The 19524-nt window shown below is 60.1% G+C and carries 16 protein-coding genes, 1 tRNA gene and 1 pseudogene; 10 read left to right on the forward strand and 8 right to left on the reverse strand.

All coding sequences use genetic code 11. The features are described 5' to 3' along the window. The first annotated feature begins 27 nt into the window (after positions 1–27). The 4 genes and pseudogenes from IPM54_14260 to IPM54_14275 all read left to right on the forward strand — a co-directional run bounded on the left by IPM54_14260 (position 28) and on the right by IPM54_14275 (position 4060). Positions 28–684 (forward strand): hypothetical protein, encoded by a 657-nt coding sequence (locus IPM54_14260; protein MBK9260962.1) that lies wholly within the window; start codon positions 28–30, stop codon positions 682–684. Positions 685–725: 41 nt separating this feature from the next. After that, positions 726–1150, forward strand: a pseudogene (locus IPM54_14265) (DUF1801 domain-containing protein). Between the two features lie 164 nt (positions 1151–1314). Then, positions 1315–2562 carry a hypothetical protein gene (locus tag IPM54_14270; protein MBK9260963.1) on the forward strand — a complete coding sequence of 416 codons (1248 nt, stop codon included), beginning with the start codon at positions 1315–1317 and terminating at the stop codon, positions 2560–2562. Further along, positions 2465–4060 (forward strand): hypothetical protein, encoded by a 1596-nt coding sequence (locus tag IPM54_14275; GenBank protein ID MBK9260964.1) that lies wholly within the window; start codon positions 2465–2467, stop codon positions 4058–4060. Before IPM54_14270 ends, IPM54_14275 begins: the two co-directional genes overlap by 98 nt. On the opposite strand, the gene IPM54_14280 is transcribed toward IPM54_14275, so the two are convergent. The 4 genes from IPM54_14280 to IPM54_14295 form a co-directional block, all read right to left on the reverse strand. Further along, positions 4045–5763: a PEGA domain-containing protein gene (locus tag IPM54_14280; protein MBK9260965.1), complete on the reverse strand. Its 1719-nt coding sequence runs from the start codon at positions 5761–5763 to the stop codon at positions 4045–4047. The two genes, IPM54_14275 and IPM54_14280, sit on opposite strands and share 16 nt — an antisense overlap. 186 nt (positions 5764–5949) lie before the next feature. Further along, positions 5950–6453, reverse strand: coding sequence for a hypothetical protein (locus tag IPM54_14285; GenBank protein ID MBK9260966.1), 504 nt, complete (start codon positions 6451–6453; stop codon positions 5950–5952). After that, positions 6454–6771, reverse strand: coding sequence for a hypothetical protein (locus IPM54_14290; protein ID MBK9260967.1), 318 nt, complete (start codon positions 6769–6771; stop codon positions 6454–6456). Between the two features lie 128 nt (positions 6772–6899). Beyond that, positions 6900–8381 (reverse strand): anthranilate synthase component I family protein, encoded by a 1482-nt coding sequence (locus IPM54_14295; protein MBK9260968.1) that lies wholly within the window; start codon positions 8379–8381, stop codon positions 6900–6902. Between the two features lie 95 nt (positions 8382–8476). Between IPM54_14295 and IPM54_14300 the strand changes: the two genes are divergently transcribed. Together IPM54_14300 and IPM54_14305 are read left to right on the forward strand one after the other, a co-directional pair. After that, a complete protein-coding gene (locus IPM54_14300; protein ID MBK9260969.1) occupies positions 8477–9160 on the forward strand; it encodes a thioredoxin family protein in 684 nt (227 codons plus the stop codon). Positions 9161–9194: 34 nt separating this feature from the next. Further along, complete coding sequence (locus IPM54_14305; GenBank protein MBK9260970.1) at positions 9195–10079, forward strand: alpha/beta hydrolase; 885 nt, start codon at positions 9195–9197, stop codon at positions 10077–10079. A 3-nt stretch (positions 10080–10082) separates the two neighbouring features. Here IPM54_14305 and IPM54_14310 read toward each other — a convergent pair whose 3' ends face one another. Further along, positions 10083–10691 carry a response regulator gene (locus IPM54_14310; protein ID MBK9260971.1) on the reverse strand — a complete coding sequence of 203 codons (609 nt, stop codon included), beginning with the start codon at positions 10689–10691 and terminating at the stop codon, positions 10083–10085. Positions 10692–10981: 290 nt separating this feature from the next. Here IPM54_14310 and IPM54_14315 point away from each other — a divergent pair. From IPM54_14315 to selD, 3 genes are all read left to right on the forward strand, one after another. After that, a tRNA-Pro gene (locus IPM54_14315) sits at positions 10982–11055 on the forward strand. 131 nt (positions 11056–11186) lie between these two features. Then, on the forward strand, positions 11187–12578 hold the full coding sequence (locus tag IPM54_14320; GenBank protein ID MBK9260972.1) for an AarF/ABC1/UbiB kinase family protein: 1392 nt from the start codon (positions 11187–11189) through the stop codon (positions 12576–12578). A 27-nt stretch (positions 12579–12605) separates the two neighbouring features. Beyond that, positions 12606–13655 (forward strand): selenide, water dikinase SelD, encoded by a 1050-nt coding sequence (gene selD, locus IPM54_14325; protein ID MBK9260973.1) that lies wholly within the window; start codon positions 12606–12608, stop codon positions 13653–13655. On the opposite strand, the gene IPM54_14330 is transcribed toward selD, so the two are convergent. The 3 genes from IPM54_14330 to IPM54_14340 are packed head-to-tail and all read right to left on the reverse strand — an operon-like array spanning position 13656 to position 17816. Continuing rightward, complete coding sequence (locus tag IPM54_14330) at positions 13656–15230, reverse strand: hypothetical protein (protein ID MBK9260974.1); 1575 nt, start codon at positions 15228–15230, stop codon at positions 13656–13658. It lies immediately after the preceding gene. After that, positions 15230–16264, reverse strand: a complete 1035-nt coding sequence (locus IPM54_14335; protein ID MBK9260975.1) for a hypothetical protein — start codon at positions 16262–16264, stop codon at positions 15230–15232. Before IPM54_14335 ends, IPM54_14330 begins: the two co-directional genes overlap by 1 nt. A 16-nt stretch (positions 16265–16280) precedes the next feature. Further along, on the reverse strand, positions 16281–17816 hold the full coding sequence (locus tag IPM54_14340; protein MBK9260976.1) for a serine/threonine protein kinase: 1536 nt from the start codon (positions 17814–17816) through the stop codon (positions 16281–16283). A 248-nt stretch (positions 17817–18064) separates the two neighbouring features. Here IPM54_14340 and guaB point away from each other — a divergent pair, with 248 nt between their 5' ends. Beyond that, positions 18065–19516: an IMP dehydrogenase gene (gene guaB, locus IPM54_14345; protein MBK9260977.1), complete on the forward strand. Its 1452-nt coding sequence runs from the start codon at positions 18065–18067 to the stop codon at positions 19514–19516. Positions 19517–19524 lie beyond the last annotated feature (8 nt).

Below are 19524 nucleotides of genomic sequence, written 5' to 3' on the forward strand. Positions count from 1 at the left end.
TCGCACGGAATGACCTAACTTTCGACCGTGCATTCGTTCACGACCACGTATACCTGCGCCGCGTGCGGCAAGTCCTCCAGCGTAATCGTCACGGGACTTGGCGACCCGGAAGATTACGTCACGGAGCGCTCGCGCGAAGCTCTGCGGCGCGTTCGCACCACCGAAAATCAGCTTGGTGCGGCGAAAGAGGGCGATCCGGTGGACGAGCTTGCCGAAAGGCTGCTCGAACAGGAGGCGCGGTTGGAATTGCGGTACGCGACGTGTCCTGCGTGTGCCACGAAAAACCCCAAGGGCGTAGCAGCGGAAAAGGCGGATCACCGCCACACGATCATTTTTGGTTTGGTGTTTTTCGGCATCATGGCAGCGTTCGCATGGTTTGTCCCGCGGGTAGCGCTGATTTTGCCGATCATGGATCTGTTGATCTTCCGACCGGTGATGGTCGTTCAAGTGCGCAGGAGCAACAAACCATTTCCAACATTGCCGTTTGTCGCGGGCATTCTGCTCGATGCCGCGCTGATTGCTCTCATCGTGTATTGGCCGCGCGCCGCGCCGTTCGTGCCGATTGCGGGAATCGTGCAATCGATCGTGCGTCGTCCCCAGCAAAGTGAATGGAAATGGGAGGAGGCGGGGAGAAAGTTGCGGTTCGAGACAGGTGATGCGGCACCGACCCAAACACTTACGTAGGCGCTTTACGCCCGCCTCGTTCGTCGTGTACACTGCGTGTCATGCCACCCGTCACCATCGAGCAGTACTTGGCCAACGTGCCCCAAGACCGCCGCGAAGCCCTCGAAGCCGTGAGGAAAGTCATCCTGGACAACCTCGATAAGGACTACGAGGAGGGCATTCAATACGGCATGATCGGGTACTACGTACCGCACCGAGTCTTCCGCCCGGGTATCACTGTGATCCGAAACAGCCGCTGCCGTTTGCGAGCATCGCATCGCAGAAAAACCACATGGCCGTGTATTTGATGTGCACCTACGGTTCGCCCGAAGAGGACAAGTGGTTTCGCGAGGCGTGGGCCAAAACGGGGAAAAAACTCGATATGGGCAAGTCTTGCGTGCGCTTCAAAAAACTCGGCGACGTCGCGCTCGAAGTCATTGGCGAAGCAATCAGACGCGTCCCAGCCAAACGCTACATCGAAACGTACCAAGCCATGCTCGCCAACACGAAGAGCGCAAAGCGTGCGACGAAGACTGCGTCCGCTGCGAGCACAACGAAATCCACCGCGAAGAAGAAGAGCACAAGAAAACCGCGGCAAAGAAAACTGCCAAGTAACGCGCGTCCGGAAAAACCAATCGAGGGGTGAACATCATGCGAATGGCGAAGCGCAATGTCCTTGCAATGGTGATTGCCCCGCTGCTTGCAGGTTGTGGACCTGAAGTGCCGCAAGTGGTCGAAACGGTCGCTGCGGTACCGCAAGCATTGACGAGCGATACGACGTGGATGCAAGCAGCGTCCATGCTTTCGGTGCGTAAAACCCACGCGACATTGGCGCTCGCGGACGGTCGAGTGCTCATCATCGGTGGGACGAACAAACCCGAGGACGCGGCAGAAGTATTCGAGATCGTCACCGATTCCGCGGCCATGACAAAAACCGAAAAATGGACGCGCATCGCTGTGCCAGACTCGTTTGCGGCCAATTGCCGCCCCGGCTTGGCGCAACTCAGCAATGGCACGGTCCTCGTCTTTGGCATGAATTCGATGACGGGCGACGGTACCGTATGGTCGTTTCATCCCGATTCACCGAATGACCCATGGAGCGAAATCGACACACTCTCCATCGCCGGGGGAGCATGTGATGCCACCATCGTGTCGCTCGATGAAGACCGTGCATTGCTTCTTTCTACGGACAGCTCCAGCGGACAGAGTTTTTCTTTCTTATACCATTCGGGTAAGGTCGACGCGACGCCTACCATGCCCGTTCCCAGCGCTGGCAATTGGGTCGGCGCTGCCGCCATACGCTTGCGCGATGGCATTGTACTGATCAGCGGCGGTGGCGGCAGCATGCCAAAGAATCGCGAATCCATCATTTATGATCCCGGCGATCCCGGCGCATGGATTCCAAGCAACAACGAGATGACGTTCCCGCGCTCGAATCACGTGGCGGCGCTTTTGCCCAGTGGCAACGTGATCGTGGCAGGCGGCTTCGTGGAGAGTCCTCATGACGGGGATTGGAGCGATACGGCGGAAGTTTTCGACTTCGCAACAATGACGTGGGCACCCACCGCGCCGATGTTGAATCCGAGGCGTGATCACACGGCAACATCGCTATCGACAGGCAGCGTCTTGGTCGTGGGTGGCTCTGATTCGTCGACTGCCGAGGTCTTCGACCCTTTGACCAAAGCAATGGTCATCGCTCGAAAGCACCAAGGATGCTCGATATTTCCAGCATGGCGCTACGTTGCTTCAGGATGGTCGCGTGCTCGTGACAGGCGGCTTGCTTCAGGGTGCGACGAATCAAGTGGCCATATGCGACGCGCTCGCGCTTGCGTGGGAACCACTCGCAGCGCTCACCGCATTGCAAGACGTCGGTTTTCATTCGGCCACGAAGCTCGATAGCGGCGAATTGCTCGTCGTTGGCGGCGCGACCGTCGACATGGGCCTGTTTAACGGCTTTCCACATGCAGCGTCCGAATACGACGAGGAAACCAATGTATGGACGCCGCTCGACGCACCCACCCATTCCTATGCATTGCACACGGCGACGAAATTACGCGATGGTCGAGTCCTCGTTGCTGGCGGATTGCTTGGTTCCATGGCCGAGCTCTTCGATCCGGTTGCGAAAACATGGCAAGCCACAGATCCTTTGCCAAGGGCGATCATGTCCGCTACGGCGACGCTGCTGAACGATGGACGCGTGCTACACGTCGGCGGCGTCTATTCGACGGGCACTGCATTCACGGCGCACGAGGTTCTGCTTTACGACGTGGAGCAAGGCACGTGGGAAACGCTTCCCGATGTCGGCCAGGACCTTCCAAAATCCAGATTTGGCCACACGGCAACATTGCTCGACGATGACAAGGATGACGAAGAGGACGACAACGAGGCCGATGACAACGTATTCGTCGTCGGCGGCGCAGAAATCACTGGCAGCAATCTCCTCATCGACGCTCCCACGAAAAGCGCAGCTCTTTTTGATCCCGTCGACGAGACTTGGACCGCCGTCACACCGATGAACATTGCCAGGGCATTTCATACTGCAACGCGGCTCTCGGACGGGCGCATCTTGGTCGCTGGCGGAGGTGTACCAAAGAAACTAGGGCCCGAAGGTTCTAGCGTCATTGGCATTGTTACTTGGGGCAACGTTTATTCGAGCGCCGAGATTTATGACCCCGTAACGAATACGTGGACGCTCGCGGGAAATATGAACGAACCGCGGGCGGAGCATCAAGCCGTGCTCCTCGAGAATGGTCGCGTACTGGTTGCCGGCGGCAAACGTGATAGCTCCGGTCGAATGCTCGCATCCGCGGAAATCTTCGATCCCGTCAAGATGACGTGGACGACGACCTCCCATATGCAAACTCCTCGGTTTGGCCATTCCCTCGCGCTGCTCGACCGCGGCGTCGTTGCAACGGGAGGCATTCTGGCATTTTCGGGAATCAATCGCCCGCCGGAAAGATATCCACAAGCACCGGACGGTACATTTTGCACGTTCGATGATCAATGCAAATCCACCCATTGCGTCGACGGTGTCTGTTGTGACAGTGCATGCAGTAGCCCGTGTCTCGCCTGCAAGAAGACGGAAAAGAACAACAAGGCCCTCGATGACGGCATATGCGAGGATGTTTCGGGGTGCACGCCCTTTGCGTGCAATGTCGACAACGGGCTTTGCGGCACGTCGTGCGCGACGATTGAAGAATGCGCCTCGGGACACGTTTGCGATCCGACCGGCACCTGCATCCGACCACTCGAAAATGCATCGATCATCGACGATTCGTCCTGTGCAGCATCCTTGCCGCAATCGAATGCTCCGCCCTGGCCGGGTCTCACCGTCGTCGCGTGCCTATTTGCATGGCGCAGGCAACGCAGCGCGCGCAAGGATCAGCGGAAATCGTAACGCGCTGCAATGCTCGGCATTACCAGGACAAACGACGAGCCGACGAGCGAGCTTCCAGGAAAGTACCCATAACCATCGTTTCCCGCCGTGAATGCTTGCGCAGGATTCCACGCCGGCGTCGTGAGGGGCACAAGCACCGGGAGCTCCAAGCCTGCGGTGATCTCGATGCGATCACGCAATCGATAACCAATGCGCAACTCGGGCGTCGCGTGAAGCATGACCAAATCCTGGTATTGTTCCAGCGGTCCCACGGCATACGGCGTCCCATCACTCGATTGAAACGAGCCCGTTCGTATGTCCCCAAACTGTCCCACCAAAAGCCCCGCACCAAGCCGCATTCGTACGAGCAGCTTTTCGCCGAATGAATAGCCGGCCCAAGCTCCCATCGTGGCGCCTCGAAATTGCAATGCATCATCCGCCGTGCCAATGTTGGGGTCTTTGCCGACGACCTGCACGATGGCTGTACGATCATCGAGTGTTTGGATGAATTGCAAAAACCCCACCGACGCGCCAAAAGAGATCCCCGAACCAAGCTCGTAGCCAGCCCGGATCATCGGATTGATACCAAATCCAGGAAGCTCGGAACAATTTCCCGTGCATGCGCCCGCCACATCGCCGCCTATCGTCGTCACGAACGGGATGCCCAACGCGACTTCGGCAAGCCAATGCGGAGGAGGTTCGGGCTTGCGCCAAAATGGGGATTTGGGGTCGCGCTTCAAAACGATCGAAACGGTGCGCTTGCCGTCGCGCGCCACGGCAATCTCTTGCTTTTCCGACAAGAACCCTTCTGCGGCGACTTCGATGGTGTGCGTACCCGGACGAACCCGCCCATTCCACGACCCTTTTCCCAATGTAATCGAATCGACGGCCACGAGCGCATCGAACGGCGTGAGCGTCAACTGCAATTCTGCTTCGAGCGGCTCGGCCTCCACGCGTAGCGGCGCATCATTGTCTCCGCGTACGGTCACGCGCGCGGGCAAACTTCCGAGTTTGTCGTCGCCGCGCAGAAAAACCACGTGATCCCCCGGCGCAATGCGCAGCGTCAATGGGGTTTTTCCGACGACGATGCCGTCGACGACCACATCGAGCGTCCGGTCTTGTTGCTCGATGACGCGCAACGTGCCCGTCGTATCGAGCTTTCGTAATTGCGCCGAAACTTTGGCCGTCGTCGCCCCGGCGACGTCGACCTGCGTCTCGAATGGCTCGTATCCTTCGGCGAACACCCGCACCAAATGGCTGCCCGCGGAAACCCGCAATGGCGCGAGCAGCGGATAATCACCGCGCGCCTTTCGATCGACGAAGACCGCGGCTCCCGGCACGGCATTTTCGATTTCGATGGTGCCCACGAGGCGCCGCATGCTCTCGACTTCCTGAAGCGCCTTTCGTTTTGCGTCCGCAGGCAGTTTGTCGCCGTAATCGTTCACGAGCGCCGCGTACATATCGAACGCTTCGTCGAACCGCGCCAAGTTTTTCAGGCATTGCGCCGACCACGACGTGGCGGACCATGTGGGATAAAGCTTTCGCGCTTCCAAAAATTCGGCGAGCGCAGCAGCCCATGCTTGATTCGCATAAAGCTCCCGGCCGCGGTCAAAACGAGCCCTCGCGCGCTCCTTGAGCTCGGCAGCGGAAACTTCAGGGGCGACTGGCTCCAGCGGTAGCGGATCCGACGGCTCCTGGGCACACGTGACGGGCGGCCGAGCCACGAAAGCAGCCACAAAGGAAGCAGCTTGCAGGGCAGCCAATGCGCGACGGTGACGATGCATGAACGCGTCGATGAGAGCGCATGGCGGGGGAGAAAACAAGTGGGAAGATGCGCGACGGAAGAATTAGCAGCGCGGCATGTTCACTGCGTTCGACCGAACGCAATGCAAACTTGGCGTTTGCATTGGTTAGGCATTTCGGTGATCAATTTCCGGCCATGCATCCCAGCAATTTCGATATTTTTGAAAGCTTTGGTTTTTGCACATCACATCGGCAGGTGAAAACGAAAAATAGAGGGTGAGGACGTCTTCACCATGCCGGCTCTTCTGCACGGACCCAACTCCAGTGGCCCTTCGCAATTCGTACAGTTCTTGCCGCGGCACGACGATGAAATCCGCCCATCGATGTTGAAACCGCACCACGAATACGTATGTAATGTCCGGCTGCCTTGGATCCTTGAGTTGCTTGAGTGGAACAGAAATGACTGCGCCGAAATGCCCTGCTGCTTTGCGTGGTTTGCTGGTCGCTGTTTTGACTTGCACGCGGCTGAGGTCACCATCCGAATCACGAACGACGAATACATCATCGCCGACATCGATTTCGGGAATTGCAACATTGTAACCGCGAACGACGAATTCAGCCATGACGGCAAATTGTCCACCACGGCCAGTATACGCCGACTGTTTCGACATTCACGCCACCTTGGCAATTTCTCGCTCGGCAACGGGATCGTAAATCTGAGCTCCGCCCATGAGTTGTATCTGCCTCCAGGTGAGTCCTGTAAGCATAATTGCAACTTGCTTCCACAAGCGACCCTGCAACTCCTCGAACTCGGCTTTCGTTTTGTACCCTAGGTGCACGAAGGGAACCGCTCGTGCAGTGGGGTATTTGGCGCGAATGTCCCTCCGACTGAGCGGATCCAATTCGTACACACATCCGTCGGATTGTCTCCCAATGTTGATCATGATGGCCACAGACTCTTCCTCCTCGTTCGCCCAGTTTTTCTCCACGCACTGCGAGTATACGCTCGCGTGAACGACAACTCAAGCACGACACGAGTGTGGACCCGCCCCGCGACCCCACCCTTGCGTAGCTCGACCGCAACGACGTTTGTCCTAGCCTCTCATGACGCCTCAATCTATTCAGTCGGCTCGGCTTTCACACCCTCCGCATTCCCCGCATTCCCCGCAGCCTCCGCCTTCTTCCGCTCCTCTTCTTCCGCCTTCTTGCGTTTCGCTTCCTCGCGCGCCGCCCTTCGCTCCACCGCATCGTGCGCGCTTCGAATGGCCGCCAGCGCTGCCCGCGCCTTATTTCGAGTTTCCTCCGCTTCTCGCTCCGGCTCGCTGCCAATCACGACGCCCGCACCCGCCGTCACCTCGAATTCGCCTTGCCGTGCAACCACCGTGCGAATCGCAATCGCCAAGTCCACCGTACCATCCGGCGCGATATATCCCAATCCGCCGCCATACACGCCGCGCGAGCCCGCCTCCAATTGCCGAATGATCTGCATGGCCCGCACCTTCGGCGCCCCCGAAAGCGTTCCCGCAGGAAATGCCGCACCGAGCGCATCGATCGGCGAGTTTGTCTCGGCAAGCTCCCCTTCCACTTCGCTCACGATGTGCATCACATGCGAAAACTTCTCCACCACCATATCCTTCACGACGCGCACCGAACCCGGCTTTGCAACGCGCCCAATATCGTTGCGCGCCAAGTCCACCAGCATCACGTGCTCCGCCCGCTCCTTCGGATCCGCAAGCAGCTCCTGCGCCAGCGCCTCGTCCTCCGCCTCCGTTGCGCCTCGCTTTCGAGTGCCCGCAATCGGCCGAATGGTCACCTTGCGACCGCTCACCCGCACCAGCGTCTCCGGCGATGCGCTCGCAATCTGAAAGCCTTCCGCAAAGGGCGTTTCCGCAAAGTCGAAAAAACACAAGTACGGCGACGGCGAAAGCACCCGAAGCGCCCGGTACACATCGAACGCATCGGCGTCCTTCATCGGCACCGTGAACGTTCGAGCCAAAACGATTTGCAAACAATCACCGTCGGCAATGTACCCCTTCGCCCGCTGCACCTTCATCCCATACGCGTCGTCGTTCAAGTTCGTCTCGACAGACTCCGGCAAAGCGCTCGCATCGGGCGCGGGCAGCGCATCGAGCTCCGGGCCGTGCGTCATTTCCCACGCGCACCGTTCGACCGCGCCCTTCGATCGACCCGCGATCGTCACCGTTTGCGTCAAGTGATCGAAAACCGCCACCGTCGAGTCGCACATGAGCCGCGCTCGTAAGCCTTCCGTCGGCCAAGGCTTGATCGAGTTCGCTGCGTGCGCCGCGTCGTACGCGATGTACCCGACGAGCGACTGAGACAACCGTGCCGCAAGCTCTTCGGCGTTCTCGAGCGTCGCGACATCATCGGCGAGCATCGACAACGCATGTGAGCCTGGCGGATACGCATGCTCGCTACGCGCGCGATAACCGATGATCGAGTACCTTCCCCAGCGTTCTCCCGGCAGAGCGGATTCCAGCAGGAAAGACGAGCGTCCAGGCGACTGTGCGCGAAGCGCTGCGTATGCTCGGACGGGAGTGACGTGATCGGCGGCGAATGTTCGAGTAAGGATTTGGCTCACGCGCCAAGGGTACACCGACCGCGCGGATTGTGCCGCGATTCGATTCGTCAATCCGCTTGCTCTCGGGCGTTCGGAGCGGCATCGTACGCCGCGACATGCCCCGTACGTTGCTGCACTTCGCGATGGTCGCGCTCGTCGCGTTTCTGACCGGTTGCGGTTCGCGCATTCCGTCGGATGCCCGCAAAACCGTCGTGTCACTCGACAAAATCGACTGCAGCGACTGCGGTGATGAAATCGTCGCCGACATGCGCGCTCGTCCAGGCGTCTACGAAGCTCGATTCGACCGCAAACGAGCGGAGGTCATCATTACGGCTTCTCCAACAATCGACGTCTTCACGGAAGTCCGCAAGCTCGCCGCCGAAGACGGATTCGAGGCGATTTTGGGCGCGGGCAAAGGTCGCTATCTGGAACGAATTCCATTTCCCGAAGGATCGGACGTGGTGACGATCGTCAAGGATGGAACTGACATTCCCGATATCGCACCTCACTTGGCAAAAGGAAAAGTGACGGTCGTCGACTTTTCGGCTTCGTGGTGCGGGCCATGCCGCAAAGTAGACGAGCACATGGTCGAGGTTTTTGCCGATCGCAAGGATCTTGCTTATCGACGTTTGGAAATTGGGGATTGGGACTCGCCGCTCGCGAAGCATTACTTGGCGAACGTTCCGCAGCTCCCGTACGTCATCGTATACGATAAAAATGGTCAGCCAATCGATCGCATCACGGGGCTCGATTTGGCGCGACTCGATAAGGCAATTGCCACGGCTGCCAAAACACCATGAGGTTTGTCGCGGTGAAGCGAAGGGAAATGGGACAATGGAGACGCGAATCGAAACACGGATGATCGATGCGAATGGATTGACGTTCGAGGTGGACGAATGCGGTTCGGGGCCGAAGTTTGCCTTGCTGCTGCATGGTTTTCCCGAATCAAAATATTCTTGGCGGTATCAAATCCCCCTCCTCGAAAAATTAGGTTATCGTGTTTGGGCGCCGAATTTGCGCGGATACGGAAAAACATCGAAACCCGAGGGCGTCATGGCATACCACATCGATCGATTGGTGGACGACGTGGCAGCGCTCATCGATGCTGCGGGCGCGAAAGAAACGCTCCTCGTTGGACACGATTGGGGCGCAGTCATTGCGTGGGAAGTGGCGATTCGCCGCACGCGGCCGCTCGAACGGTTGATCATCATGAATGTGCCTCATCCGGCGTGCTTTTTGCGTGAAATTCGCACGTGGGACCAATTGCGACGTTCCTGGTACATGTTTGCATTTCAATTGCCATTCTTGCCCGAGCGAGCTCTTTTGGCGAACGATGCCGAAGCCGTGGCTCGAGCATTCGTGGGCATGGCGGTGGACCGGAGTCGATTTCCCAAGGAAGTCACGGATGAATATCGACGTTCGGCCCAGGAGCCAGGCGCCGCAACGGCAATGGTCAATTATTATCGCGCATTGATGCGTGCGGCGCCGTCCGTTGTGAAACGGGATTTTGGCATCGTGGACGTCCCAACGCTGATGATATGGGGCGCGAGCGACAAGGCGCTCAGCAATGCCACGACAAACGGCACCGATCGTTACGTGAAAGACTTGACATTGCGGCTTTTGCCGAACGTATCGCATTGGGTGCAGCAAGAAGCACCGGAAAAGGTCAATGCGATGGTGGAAGCTTGGCTTTCGGGGAACGAAGTTCCCCGGTCGTAGCATTCAATATTGGCCGAACAAGTCCTGGATACGGGACTCGAGCGCCACGGCGATCTTGTAGAGCGACGAAATCGATGCGCTCGATTCGGCTCGCTCGATCTGCGACAAGAGCGAAACGCTGAGGCCCGTACGGCGCGCCATTTGCTTCAGCGTGAGGTCCTTGTCTTTGCGCAAATTCCGGATCGTGTCGCCAATCACCCGATGGAGCTGCTCCTCGGGCGTACGCGCCAAACCCTTCTTGCGCATCACACGCGCCAATACCTCGCGGAACTCATCGACGTTGAACGGCTTCTTGATGTAATCGACCGCGTCGAGCTTCATCGAGGCGACGGCGCTCTCGAGGTTCGGGTAACCCGTGAAAATGACCACCGCAATGTCCGTGTCGACCTTGCGAATGCGCTTCAGCACCTCGATCCCGTCGAGCTTCGGCATCATCAAGTCCAAGATGATCAGATGATAGCCACCGCCGCGGATCTCATCCTCGACAGCCGACGGATCCACCAGCGTCTTGACGCGGTAGCCGTCGCGTTCGAGCAAAGTCTGCATGTAGTCGCAGATGGCTCGATCGTCGTCGACGATGAGGATATTCACTGTGGGAAGTTCGATTGCCACCTTACTCCTCCTTCTCGCGGCAGTTGGACCGGGCCCCCCCGGAGACGCCGCATGTCCGCCCTGGGTCCCCCCCAAGGTCTCGATTCCAGTGGCACTTTAACACGAGTTCGCCCGTTCCAGGAGTATCTTTTTGCTTGTGTTCTACAAATATTCCGCACTTTCAGCCGTCCGGGACGCTAAAGCGCTCCTTTTTGTCGCCCGTCGAGCTTGCTCACGTGAGTACTTGACAGAACGACCCGCGGCGTTCATCGTGCGCGCCCACGTCGATGGTGATGAGCCCGCGGCGTACTCGGGGCGTAGCGCAGCCTGGTAGCGCACTCGGTTCGGGACCGAGGAGTCGGAGGTTCAAATCCTCTCGCCCCGACTAGATTTTCCGAAGAATCAGAACTCTCGCCCGAGAGCTCCACATCGATCGACTCCGCGTGTGAACGTCGTTTCTTGACGGTTCTCGTAGGCCGGACACAACTGCGAACGGTAGCCTTTCGCCTCTCCATCATGGCCGACGACAAGCCCAAGGATAAACCGCCTACCTCGCGCCTTGGCAGGATCGCGCGTCTCGCCGGACTCGGAACGCGCTCGATCCCGCTTGCTCTCGAAGGCGCCAAACGCGCCATCTCGCGTCCTCGCACGGAAGAAGACGAAGCTGCGCAAAAGGCGAAGATGGCGGCCGAGGTCAAAAAGACCGCGGAAGCCATGCTCAAGACGCTTGGCGAGATGAAGGGTTTGCCGCTGAAGCTCGGGCAAATGGCCAGCTACATCGACGGGCTCGCGCCACCTGGGCACGAAGAGAAGTTTCAGGCAGTGCTGAAACAGCTCCAGGACAAGGCCCCGCCGCTGTCCGCGGAATCAGCGGCGCACATGATCAAGGGCGAGCTTGGCGGCGCGCCCGAAGACGTGTTCGTCGAATGGGAACGCGAACCGTTTGCTGCTGCAAGCATCGGACAGGTGCATCGAGCGGTCACGAAAGCCGGCGCGAAGGTCGCGGTGAAGGTCCAATACCCGGGGATCGACAAGGCGATCGAAAACGATCTGAAGAGCATCTCGATGCTCGAGACGATGATCGCTCCTTTGTCGCGCAAAGTGAACGCCAAGCAGACGCTGGACGAGATCCGTAAGGTTTTTCTGGACGAGCTCGACTACGGCCGCGAAGCCGAAATGGCGGATCTTTTTCGCCGTATCAACGCGGAAGATCCGGACGTGATGATCCCCGAAGTGCATCACTCGCTCACGACCAGGCGCGTGCTGACGACGGACTTTTGCGAAGGCGCGAGTTACGCGGACTTCTGCAAGAACGGCAGCCAAGAGGCGCGCAACCGTGCGGGTGAAACCATCTGGCGATTCACGTTCCGATCGATGCTTCGCTACGGAATGCTCTACGCGGATCCTCATCCGGGCAACTACCGCTTCATGCCCGACGGGCGCGTGCACTTCCTGGATTTCGGTTGCGTGAAGAGGCTACCGCCCGAGCTCGTGGGAGACATGAAGCGCTACATGCGCGCGGCGCTCGACGGAGACTGGCACGAGTTCGACCGAGCGTGCGTCGAAGTGCTCGGCTACGACCCCAACGACGAGAGCTGGGATCTTTACCGCAGCTACACGATGGAGCTGATGATGCCGCTCTATACGAAGGAGATCTGGGTGTGCTCGCGAGAAAGAGCGCGAGAGACCGTCCAGTTCCTCGCGCGGGGCATCAAGACGTTGTCGTTCAAGGACGGCGAAGCGATCCCGAACATCCCGCACGTGCCGAAGATGCCGCAGGACTTCACGTTCGTGAATCGGCTGCAATGGGGCTTGGCTTCCGTCATGGCGGGGCTCGGTACGGAAGCGAGTTTCAGGCGCATCACCGAAGGGTGGATTCGCGACGGCGTCTACCCTATTCCGGACTGACAAACCCGCCACAAGGAACGTTTGGTCATGACCGTCAGGCTCACGCAAGTCGCCAAGCGCGCTGGATGCGCGGCGAAACAACCTCCGGGCTATTTGTTCCCACTCTTGCGGAACTTGCCTCCGCTTGCAGATCCGAACGTGATCATCGGGGCGAACACGGCTGACGATGCTGCTGTCTACCGTTTGTCCGACGATACGGCGCTCGTCTTGACCACCGACTTTTTCACGCCCGTCGTCGACGATCCGTACGAATTCGGTGCCGTCGCCGCAGCCAACGCCTTGAGCGACGTCTACGCGATGGGCGGCAAACCCATCACGGCGTTGAACCTGGTTGGCTTCCCCGACGATTCGCTCGATGCGGAGATCCTTGCCGAGATCCTCCGTGGTGGTGCCGAGAAAGCGCGTGAAGCAGGCATCGATCTCGTTGGTGGTCATACGATCAAGACGGACGAACCCATCTATGGCCTTGCCGTGACGGGCATCGTCCATCCGCAGCGTGTGGTGTCGAATGCAGGCGGCAAACCGGGGGATCTCTTGGTGCTGACGAAGCCTCTTGGGATCGGAATTCTCACGACCGCTGCCAAGCAAAACAAGGACACGAGGGGCGCGATCCGCACGGCGGTCGAGCTCATGTCGACGCTGAATCGCGCCGCGTGCGATGCGATGCTTGCGGTGGGCGTGCATGCAGCCACCGACGTGACGGGATTTGGGCTGCTTGGACATTTGCGCAACGTGGTGAGTGCAAGTGGCTGCGGAGCCACGGTGTGGATGGACCAAGTGCCCGTCGTGGAAGCTGCGTGGGCGTACGTGCGTGAAGGGATTGCTCCAGGCGGCACGCATGCGAACCATCGCTTCTTGAATGATCACGTCACGTACGAAGATGGCTTCGACAAACCATCGCAACTCGTCCTGTGCGATGCGCAGACGTCGGGTGGGTTGCTCATCGCGGTCGCGCCCGATCGTGCGGATGCGCTCGTGGACAAGCTTCGCGAGCTTGGCACGCCGGCGCATGCGGTGATTGGAAAGCTCGACGAAGGGCCCGTGGGGCGGATGCGCGTGATGAGTCGTCGCGCGTGATCAGTGCGTGAGCGACAAGAGGAATGCGTCTTCGAGGCCGGCGGATGCGATGGGTAGGACGTCGACGCCAAGCTCCATCGTGCCGTTGTTCATGCCCGCGAGAATGACGCGGTCTTCGTGCTCGCTATCGCTCTTGTCCTTCCAGAGCACGGCGCCACCGGCGACTTGATAATACTTGTCGCCAAATGCACGACCCCATAATGGATTGCCGTCGGCGCCGAACTTCGCCGCGAACACATCGGTGGACACGTTGATGTCGGGGTTGACGAGTGCGTTGTTTCCGAAGAGCTCGAGCACGCCGGCAAACGAGCCGACGACGACGGCTTGGCCCTTTTCATCGAACGCGCAGAAGGTGCCAACCTGCTTGCCAACGTTGCCGTAGCCATGGGCCCAAGCGAGTGCGCCGTCCGCCTCGAGCTTGGCGACGAGCAAGTCGTCGGTGTTCTCGAAGGACTTCAACGTTTCGTTGGCGAACGTCACTTCGCCGGCAAACGATCCCGTCAGGAGCGCTTCGCCCATCGGGCCAAAAGCCACACGCGATACGCGTTGTTCACGTCCCTTCGCGCCGAACGGTTGTCGCCAATCGCATTTGCCTTGCGGGTCGAGCTTGACGATGAAGCCATCGCGCGCGCCGGCGGCAGTGAACTGAAATGGCGGGACGTCGACCGTGCCACCGGTCATGCCGCCGACGAGGATCGAGCCATCGACGCGGGAAACGGCGACGGTTGCGGTGGGATCCTGCCAAGCGCTCGATCCGGCGAGACCAACTCGCTGCGCCCAGACAGCTGTGCCATCCGGTTCGAACTTGGCGATGAAAATATCGGCGTCCGTGTTCTTGGGCGCGACGACGCCGGGTCCGAATGTGGTGGCATTGCCGCTCGCCAGGCCCACGACGACGATGTTGCCCTTGTCATCGGAGCCGATGCCCGTGACGAACTGCGCGGTGTGATCGCCAAACGTACGTACCCAAAGGGGTTCGCCGTTTGGATCGAACTTTGCGATGTAGGCGTCGTAGGACCCGACCGTCGCCGCAGGCGCGAGGGCGCCGATGGTGAGCGTACCGTTGAAACCGCCGGCGACGATGATGTTGCCTTGCGTGTCGACGTCGACGACGCTGCGAACAATCTCGGATGGGCTGTTGATTGGAGCGGCCCACGACGCCTCACCACTTTCAGCCGCATGCCGCACGACGAGAATGTTGCGCGATCCGCCGCTCTTGAACGGAATGCCTCCCGCGACGCCCGGAATGAGCAGCTCGCCGAAGAAGCCCATCGTCGTGACGACCGTGTTGTTGGTCGAGGAATCGAGCGCGATGTCGAAGGCATGTTGATCGCTTCCGACGACGCCGAAGCCCTTGCCCCACTTGGGTAATCCTTCGGCGGGCACTGGCTCGACGTCAGGACCGGCGTCCGAATCCGCATCGGAGCCCGCGTCGGAGCCTGAGTCGGGAAGAGGATCCGGATCCGTCTTTTCGGCAGATGGAACTGCATCCGGCGCAGCGCACGACGCAGCGAATAGCAGCGCGAGCGCGGCGATCACGATGCGCGGTTGTTCTGAACGCGTTTTCCCGATCATCAGAATCGACCTCCTACTCCCGCCCCCAAGCTCGTAGGTCCGATCCAAGGCGTCACAATCGCCGAGTGCGTGGGTTTCTTTTTGGCCGGTTGTCCCATGACAAACCCTGCGATGGCTACCCCAAGTCCGATGACACCGACCGTGCCGAGGCCAATGAACAGGCCGCTGTCGAGGTTCTTGCGGCGGTTGTCTTCCATCGGATCGTAAACGGATTTGGGAGGACACTGCTTTTCGACGTCACCCCGGCAAATGCCATCCTGGCGTCCTTCGACGAACGCTTGATCGACCCGGAACGCAGCAGCCCCCGTCAGTAGCAAGACGCCTGCTCCACCGCTGATCCAAGCCCATGTAGGTACGCTCTTCGTCGGCGGTGGTGTCACTTCGATCGGCACGCGCTTTTGGAGCGCAAGCGTGATCACCTCGAGCTTGCCTTCGACAACCGTCACACTTTTTCGAAACGGTTCGAATCCAGGAGCTTCGGCGACCACCGATTGTTGCCCGGGATCGACGGGAATCACGGTTCCGAGCAGCGCGACCGGAATGTCTTTGCCGTTTTGCGTGACGCGCAGCCCCGCAGGCGCGCTGCCGCTGATCAGGATCTTCAGGCGCGGCAGTCGCGGCTCGATGTCGGCAAGGCCCTGCTTCGCGACATCGTCGAGCGCCTTCTTGCGCTCTTCACCTTGCGTCTCGCGGTTGATGATGAGCGCGCGCTGATACGCCGACCACGCGAGGGTCAACTTGCCATCGTGTTCGTAACACCGCGCGAGGTTGAGCAGCGTGCTCGCAGCCGCGTACAGCGCCATGCTCGCCTCGAACTTCGCGCACCCTTCTTTCCACTCGCCTTGTTCGACGAGCTCGCGGCCCGCTTGAAAAAGTGCAGCAGCCGTCGGGTCGGGCACGGACGTGCTGCCCCCCTGGGCTCGCGCCGAGTTTGTCAAGACCAACGTTGCCACGAGCGCGCAAAGGACGGGCCATCGTGATGCAACACCTCCGGCAGCTCGACCAGCAAGCGCACCTCGGTTGCACACGCTCACGCTCGGGTAGCGTCGCTCAAAGCTCCTTGAGTGGGTCATAGCCGGGTTGCTTCGTGGTCGTCTTCGTCGGTGCCGGCCCTGGGGTCTTCCTCTTGGCCGATTGCACTGTTTTGCCGATCGAAGGCGTCGGCGGCAAGATCGTTGCGGCACTTGGCGCCGAGCTTGCCGAAATCGCCACGACTTGCGGCGCACTTTCCGTCGCATCGGCTACGGATGCGTCGGGTGCACCTGCATCGACGACTGCAACGGGAACGGGCGGCGGCACGCTCGCCGCTGCCGAAGGGGCCGCATCACCACTTGCGAGATGCGTGTTTGCGTCTTTGTCCGATCCAAACATACCCGTCGCGACGAAGACACCCACGAAGCCAAGCACGAGGGCGAGTGCCAAAAGCGCCAGGATTCCTCGACGATTCGGTTTCGCACGATCTGCGAGCACATCGACCTGTGCTTCGAGCGGCGGGGGATGGGTCGATAGCACCGGCGGCTGTGGCGGAATGGAAGCCACCGGCGCAGGCGTGGGCGTCGCAGTTGGCGCGACAAACCCTCCGTACGCCGGCACGCCCACGGCCACGGCAGGCGGCACCGAAGGCGTCGGTGCTGGCAGTTGCGCTGCAGGCGGCATGGACACGAGACGATGAACGCCCGACTGCGAGAGCATGACCGACTCGAGATCCAAATCGGGATGCGATGCCGATGGGGGTCGATGTTGGAGCGGTACGTTGAGCACTTGCGAAAGCGCGAGCACGAGCTCCGACGCGCGGTTGAAACGATCGGCCGGGTTTTTCGCGGTCGCTCGGAGAAACCATTCATCGAACGCGGGCGGAAGCGTCATTCCGTACCGCTGCGCGCGCACCGTCGGCGGCTCTTTCACGCCGTCGACCATGCGCAAAAGCAGCCGGTAGAGCGTGTCTCCGTTGCGGCTCTCCTCGAGCCAATAAGGTTCACCTACGAGCAGCGCGTAGGCGATGTGCGCGATGGCGTAGAGGTCCGCGCGATGATCGATCGTCGCATCTCCGAGGATCTGCTCGGGCGACATGTACGGCGGTGTTCCAAGGTTGATCGTTTGCTGCTTCTTCTGCGTTCCTTCACTCGCCGCGACCACTTTGGCGATGCCGAAGTCCAGAATCTTGACGCGTATCGAGCCGTCGTCGCGACGCGTGATGAAAAGGTTTTCCGGCTTCAGATCGCGGTGAACGATCCCTGCAGCGTGGGTCTTGTCGAGCGCCCTGGCAGCCTGCGCCAAGATGAGCACGACTTCCGGAGGGTTCAGCCGCGTGCGCTCGGTGAGCACGTCCGCGAGGTCCTGGCCTCGCAAAAGTTCCATCACGAGAAACGGCGCACCCGTTTCAGCATCGACGTCCGCGTCGAACGTCTCGACGATGTGCTCGCTTTCGATGTGCGCGGTCACCGTCGCTTCGAGCTTGAAGCGCTCGCGCATGTCCTCGTCCGTGACGAGGCTCGGCAGCATCAACTTCAGCGCCCGGTGCCGATGGGTCTTTACGTCGATGACCTCATAAATGGCACCCATCGCGCCCGTGCTGAGGCAACGCACGACCTCGTAATGGCCGTGGAATAGCTTGCCCGGGGGCAGTTGCCCCCCAATCGGTGCCGACAATGGATCTCTTTTCTATGCTTCCGGACGCCTGCTTTCAATAGCTCGTCGCGATCTCTGACGAGATTCGTCATGCCGCAAGCTCGAACGCCCGCTTCCTGTTCCCTCGATCGCACGAACTCGACTGCGTAGCCGCCGTAGCGTTTGACTCGCGGGCGCGCTAGACACGCGCGCCACCGAGGTTTCTGATGCTCGAAGACAAACTCCGCGAATGCCTGACCTTCGACGATGTGCTGCTCGTTCCAGCCTACAGCGAGGTGCTGCCGAATCAGGTCGACGTCAAAGGAAGGCTCAGCCGCCGCATCGCGCTCAACATCCCGCTCGTCAGTGCGGCGATGGATTCGGTGACCGAAGGGCGCACGGCCATCGCGATGGCTCGCGCAGGAGGCCTCGGGATCATCCACAAGAATCTGCCGATCGCCGAGCAAGCTCGCGAAGTGGAGCGAGTGAAGCGTGCCGAAAGCGGCATGATCATGTCGCCCGTGACCGTGAAGCCCGATCAATCGCTTCGCGAAGCGCTCGCGGTCATGAACGAGCACGACATCAGCGGCGTGCCGGTGGTCGAGGGGGACAAACCCGTCGGCATCCTGACGGCTCGAGACATCCGCTTCGAGAAGAACCTCGATCAACCCGTTCGAGCGCTCATGACGAGCGAGCTCGTCACCGTCACGCCGGGCGTGTCGAACGATCGAGCCAAGGAGCTCCTTCACAAACATCGCATCGAAAAACTTCTCGTCGTCGATGGTGGCCGGCTCGTCGGTCTCATCACCATCAAGGACCTTCTGCAGGCTGATCGCAATCCGGACGCGCTCAAGGACGAGAGCGGAAGGCTGCGCGTCGGTGCGGCGCTTGGTCCGAGTGCCGATGCGGATGCGCGCGCCGAAGCGCTCATTGCAGCAGGCGTCGACGTACTCGTCGTCGACACGGCGCATGGTCATTCGCGTGGTGTTCTCGACGTCGTTTCACGCTTGAAGCGAAGGTTTTCGCAGATCGACATCATCGGTGGAAACGTTGCAACGGCAGATGCCGTCGAAGCGCTCGTCGATGCTGGTGCCGATGGTGTGAAGGTCGGCATTGGTCCCGGCAGCATTTGCACGACGCGTGTCGTGGCTGGTGTCGGAGTCCCTCAGGTCACGGCCATCGCGGATTGCGCTCGCGTGGGTGATCGTCATGGCGTTCCGATCATTGCCGACGGTGGCATCAAGTTTTCGGGGGACGTCACCAAGGCGCTCGCTGCGGGAGCATGGTGCGTCATGGTGGGGTCGCTTTTCGCGGGTACGGACGAAGCACCGGGCGATCTCGTGCTGTACCAAGGTCGCTCGTACAAGGTGTACCGCGGCATGGGTTCGCTTGGCGCGATGAAGCGCGGCTCGAAGGATCGTTACGGTCAAGGAGGCGCTGCGGACGAGAAGCTCGTGCCCGAGGGGATCGAGGGTCGCGTGCCTCATCGCGGCTCGCTGGGTTCGATCCTGCATCAGCTCGTGGGAGGATTGCGATCGGGGATGGGGTACACGGGATGCGCGACGGTGGCCGAGTTGCGACAGAAAGCGCAGTTCGTCCGCATCACGTCACAAGGTTTGCGCGAGAGTCACGTGCACGACGTGATCATCACCGAAGAAGCGCCGAACTACCGCACGTAGTTGGTCTT

Source organism: Polyangiaceae bacterium (genome assembly GCA_016715885.1).
GTDB lineage: Bacteria > Myxococcota_A > Polyangia > Polyangiales > Polyangiaceae > Polyangium.

What these genes read in the sequence shown, in the direction of transcription:
- selD (MBK9260973.1), top strand. Translation starts at nt 12,606, where the DNA reads ATGACCGTCAGGCTCACGCAAGTCGCCAAGCGCGCTGGATGCGCGGCG.
- IPM54_14305 (MBK9260970.1), top strand. Translation starts at nt 9,195, where the DNA reads ATGGAGACGCGAATCGAAACACGGATGATCGATGCGAATGGATTGACG.
- IPM54_14270 (MBK9260963.1), top strand. Translation starts at nt 1,315, where the DNA reads ATGCGAATGGCGAAGCGCAATGTCCTTGCAATGGTGATTGCCCCGCTG.
- guaB (MBK9260977.1), top strand. Translation starts at nt 18,065, where the DNA reads ATGCTCGAAGACAAACTCCGCGAATGCCTGACCTTCGACGATGTGCTG.
- IPM54_14300 (MBK9260969.1), top strand. Translation starts at nt 8,477, where the DNA reads ATGCCCCGTACGTTGCTGCACTTCGCGATGGTCGCGCTCGTCGCGTTT.
- IPM54_14320 (MBK9260972.1), top strand. Translation starts at nt 11,187, where the DNA reads ATGGCCGACGACAAGCCCAAGGATAAACCGCCTACCTCGCGCCTTGGC.
- IPM54_14285 (MBK9260966.1), bottom strand. Translation starts at nt 6,453, where the DNA reads ATGTCGAAACAGTCGGCGTATACTGGCCGTGGTGGACAATTTGCCGTC.
- IPM54_14330 (MBK9260974.1), bottom strand. Translation starts at nt 15,230, where the DNA reads ATGATCGGGAAAACGCGTTCAGAACAACCGCGCATCGTGATCGCCGCG.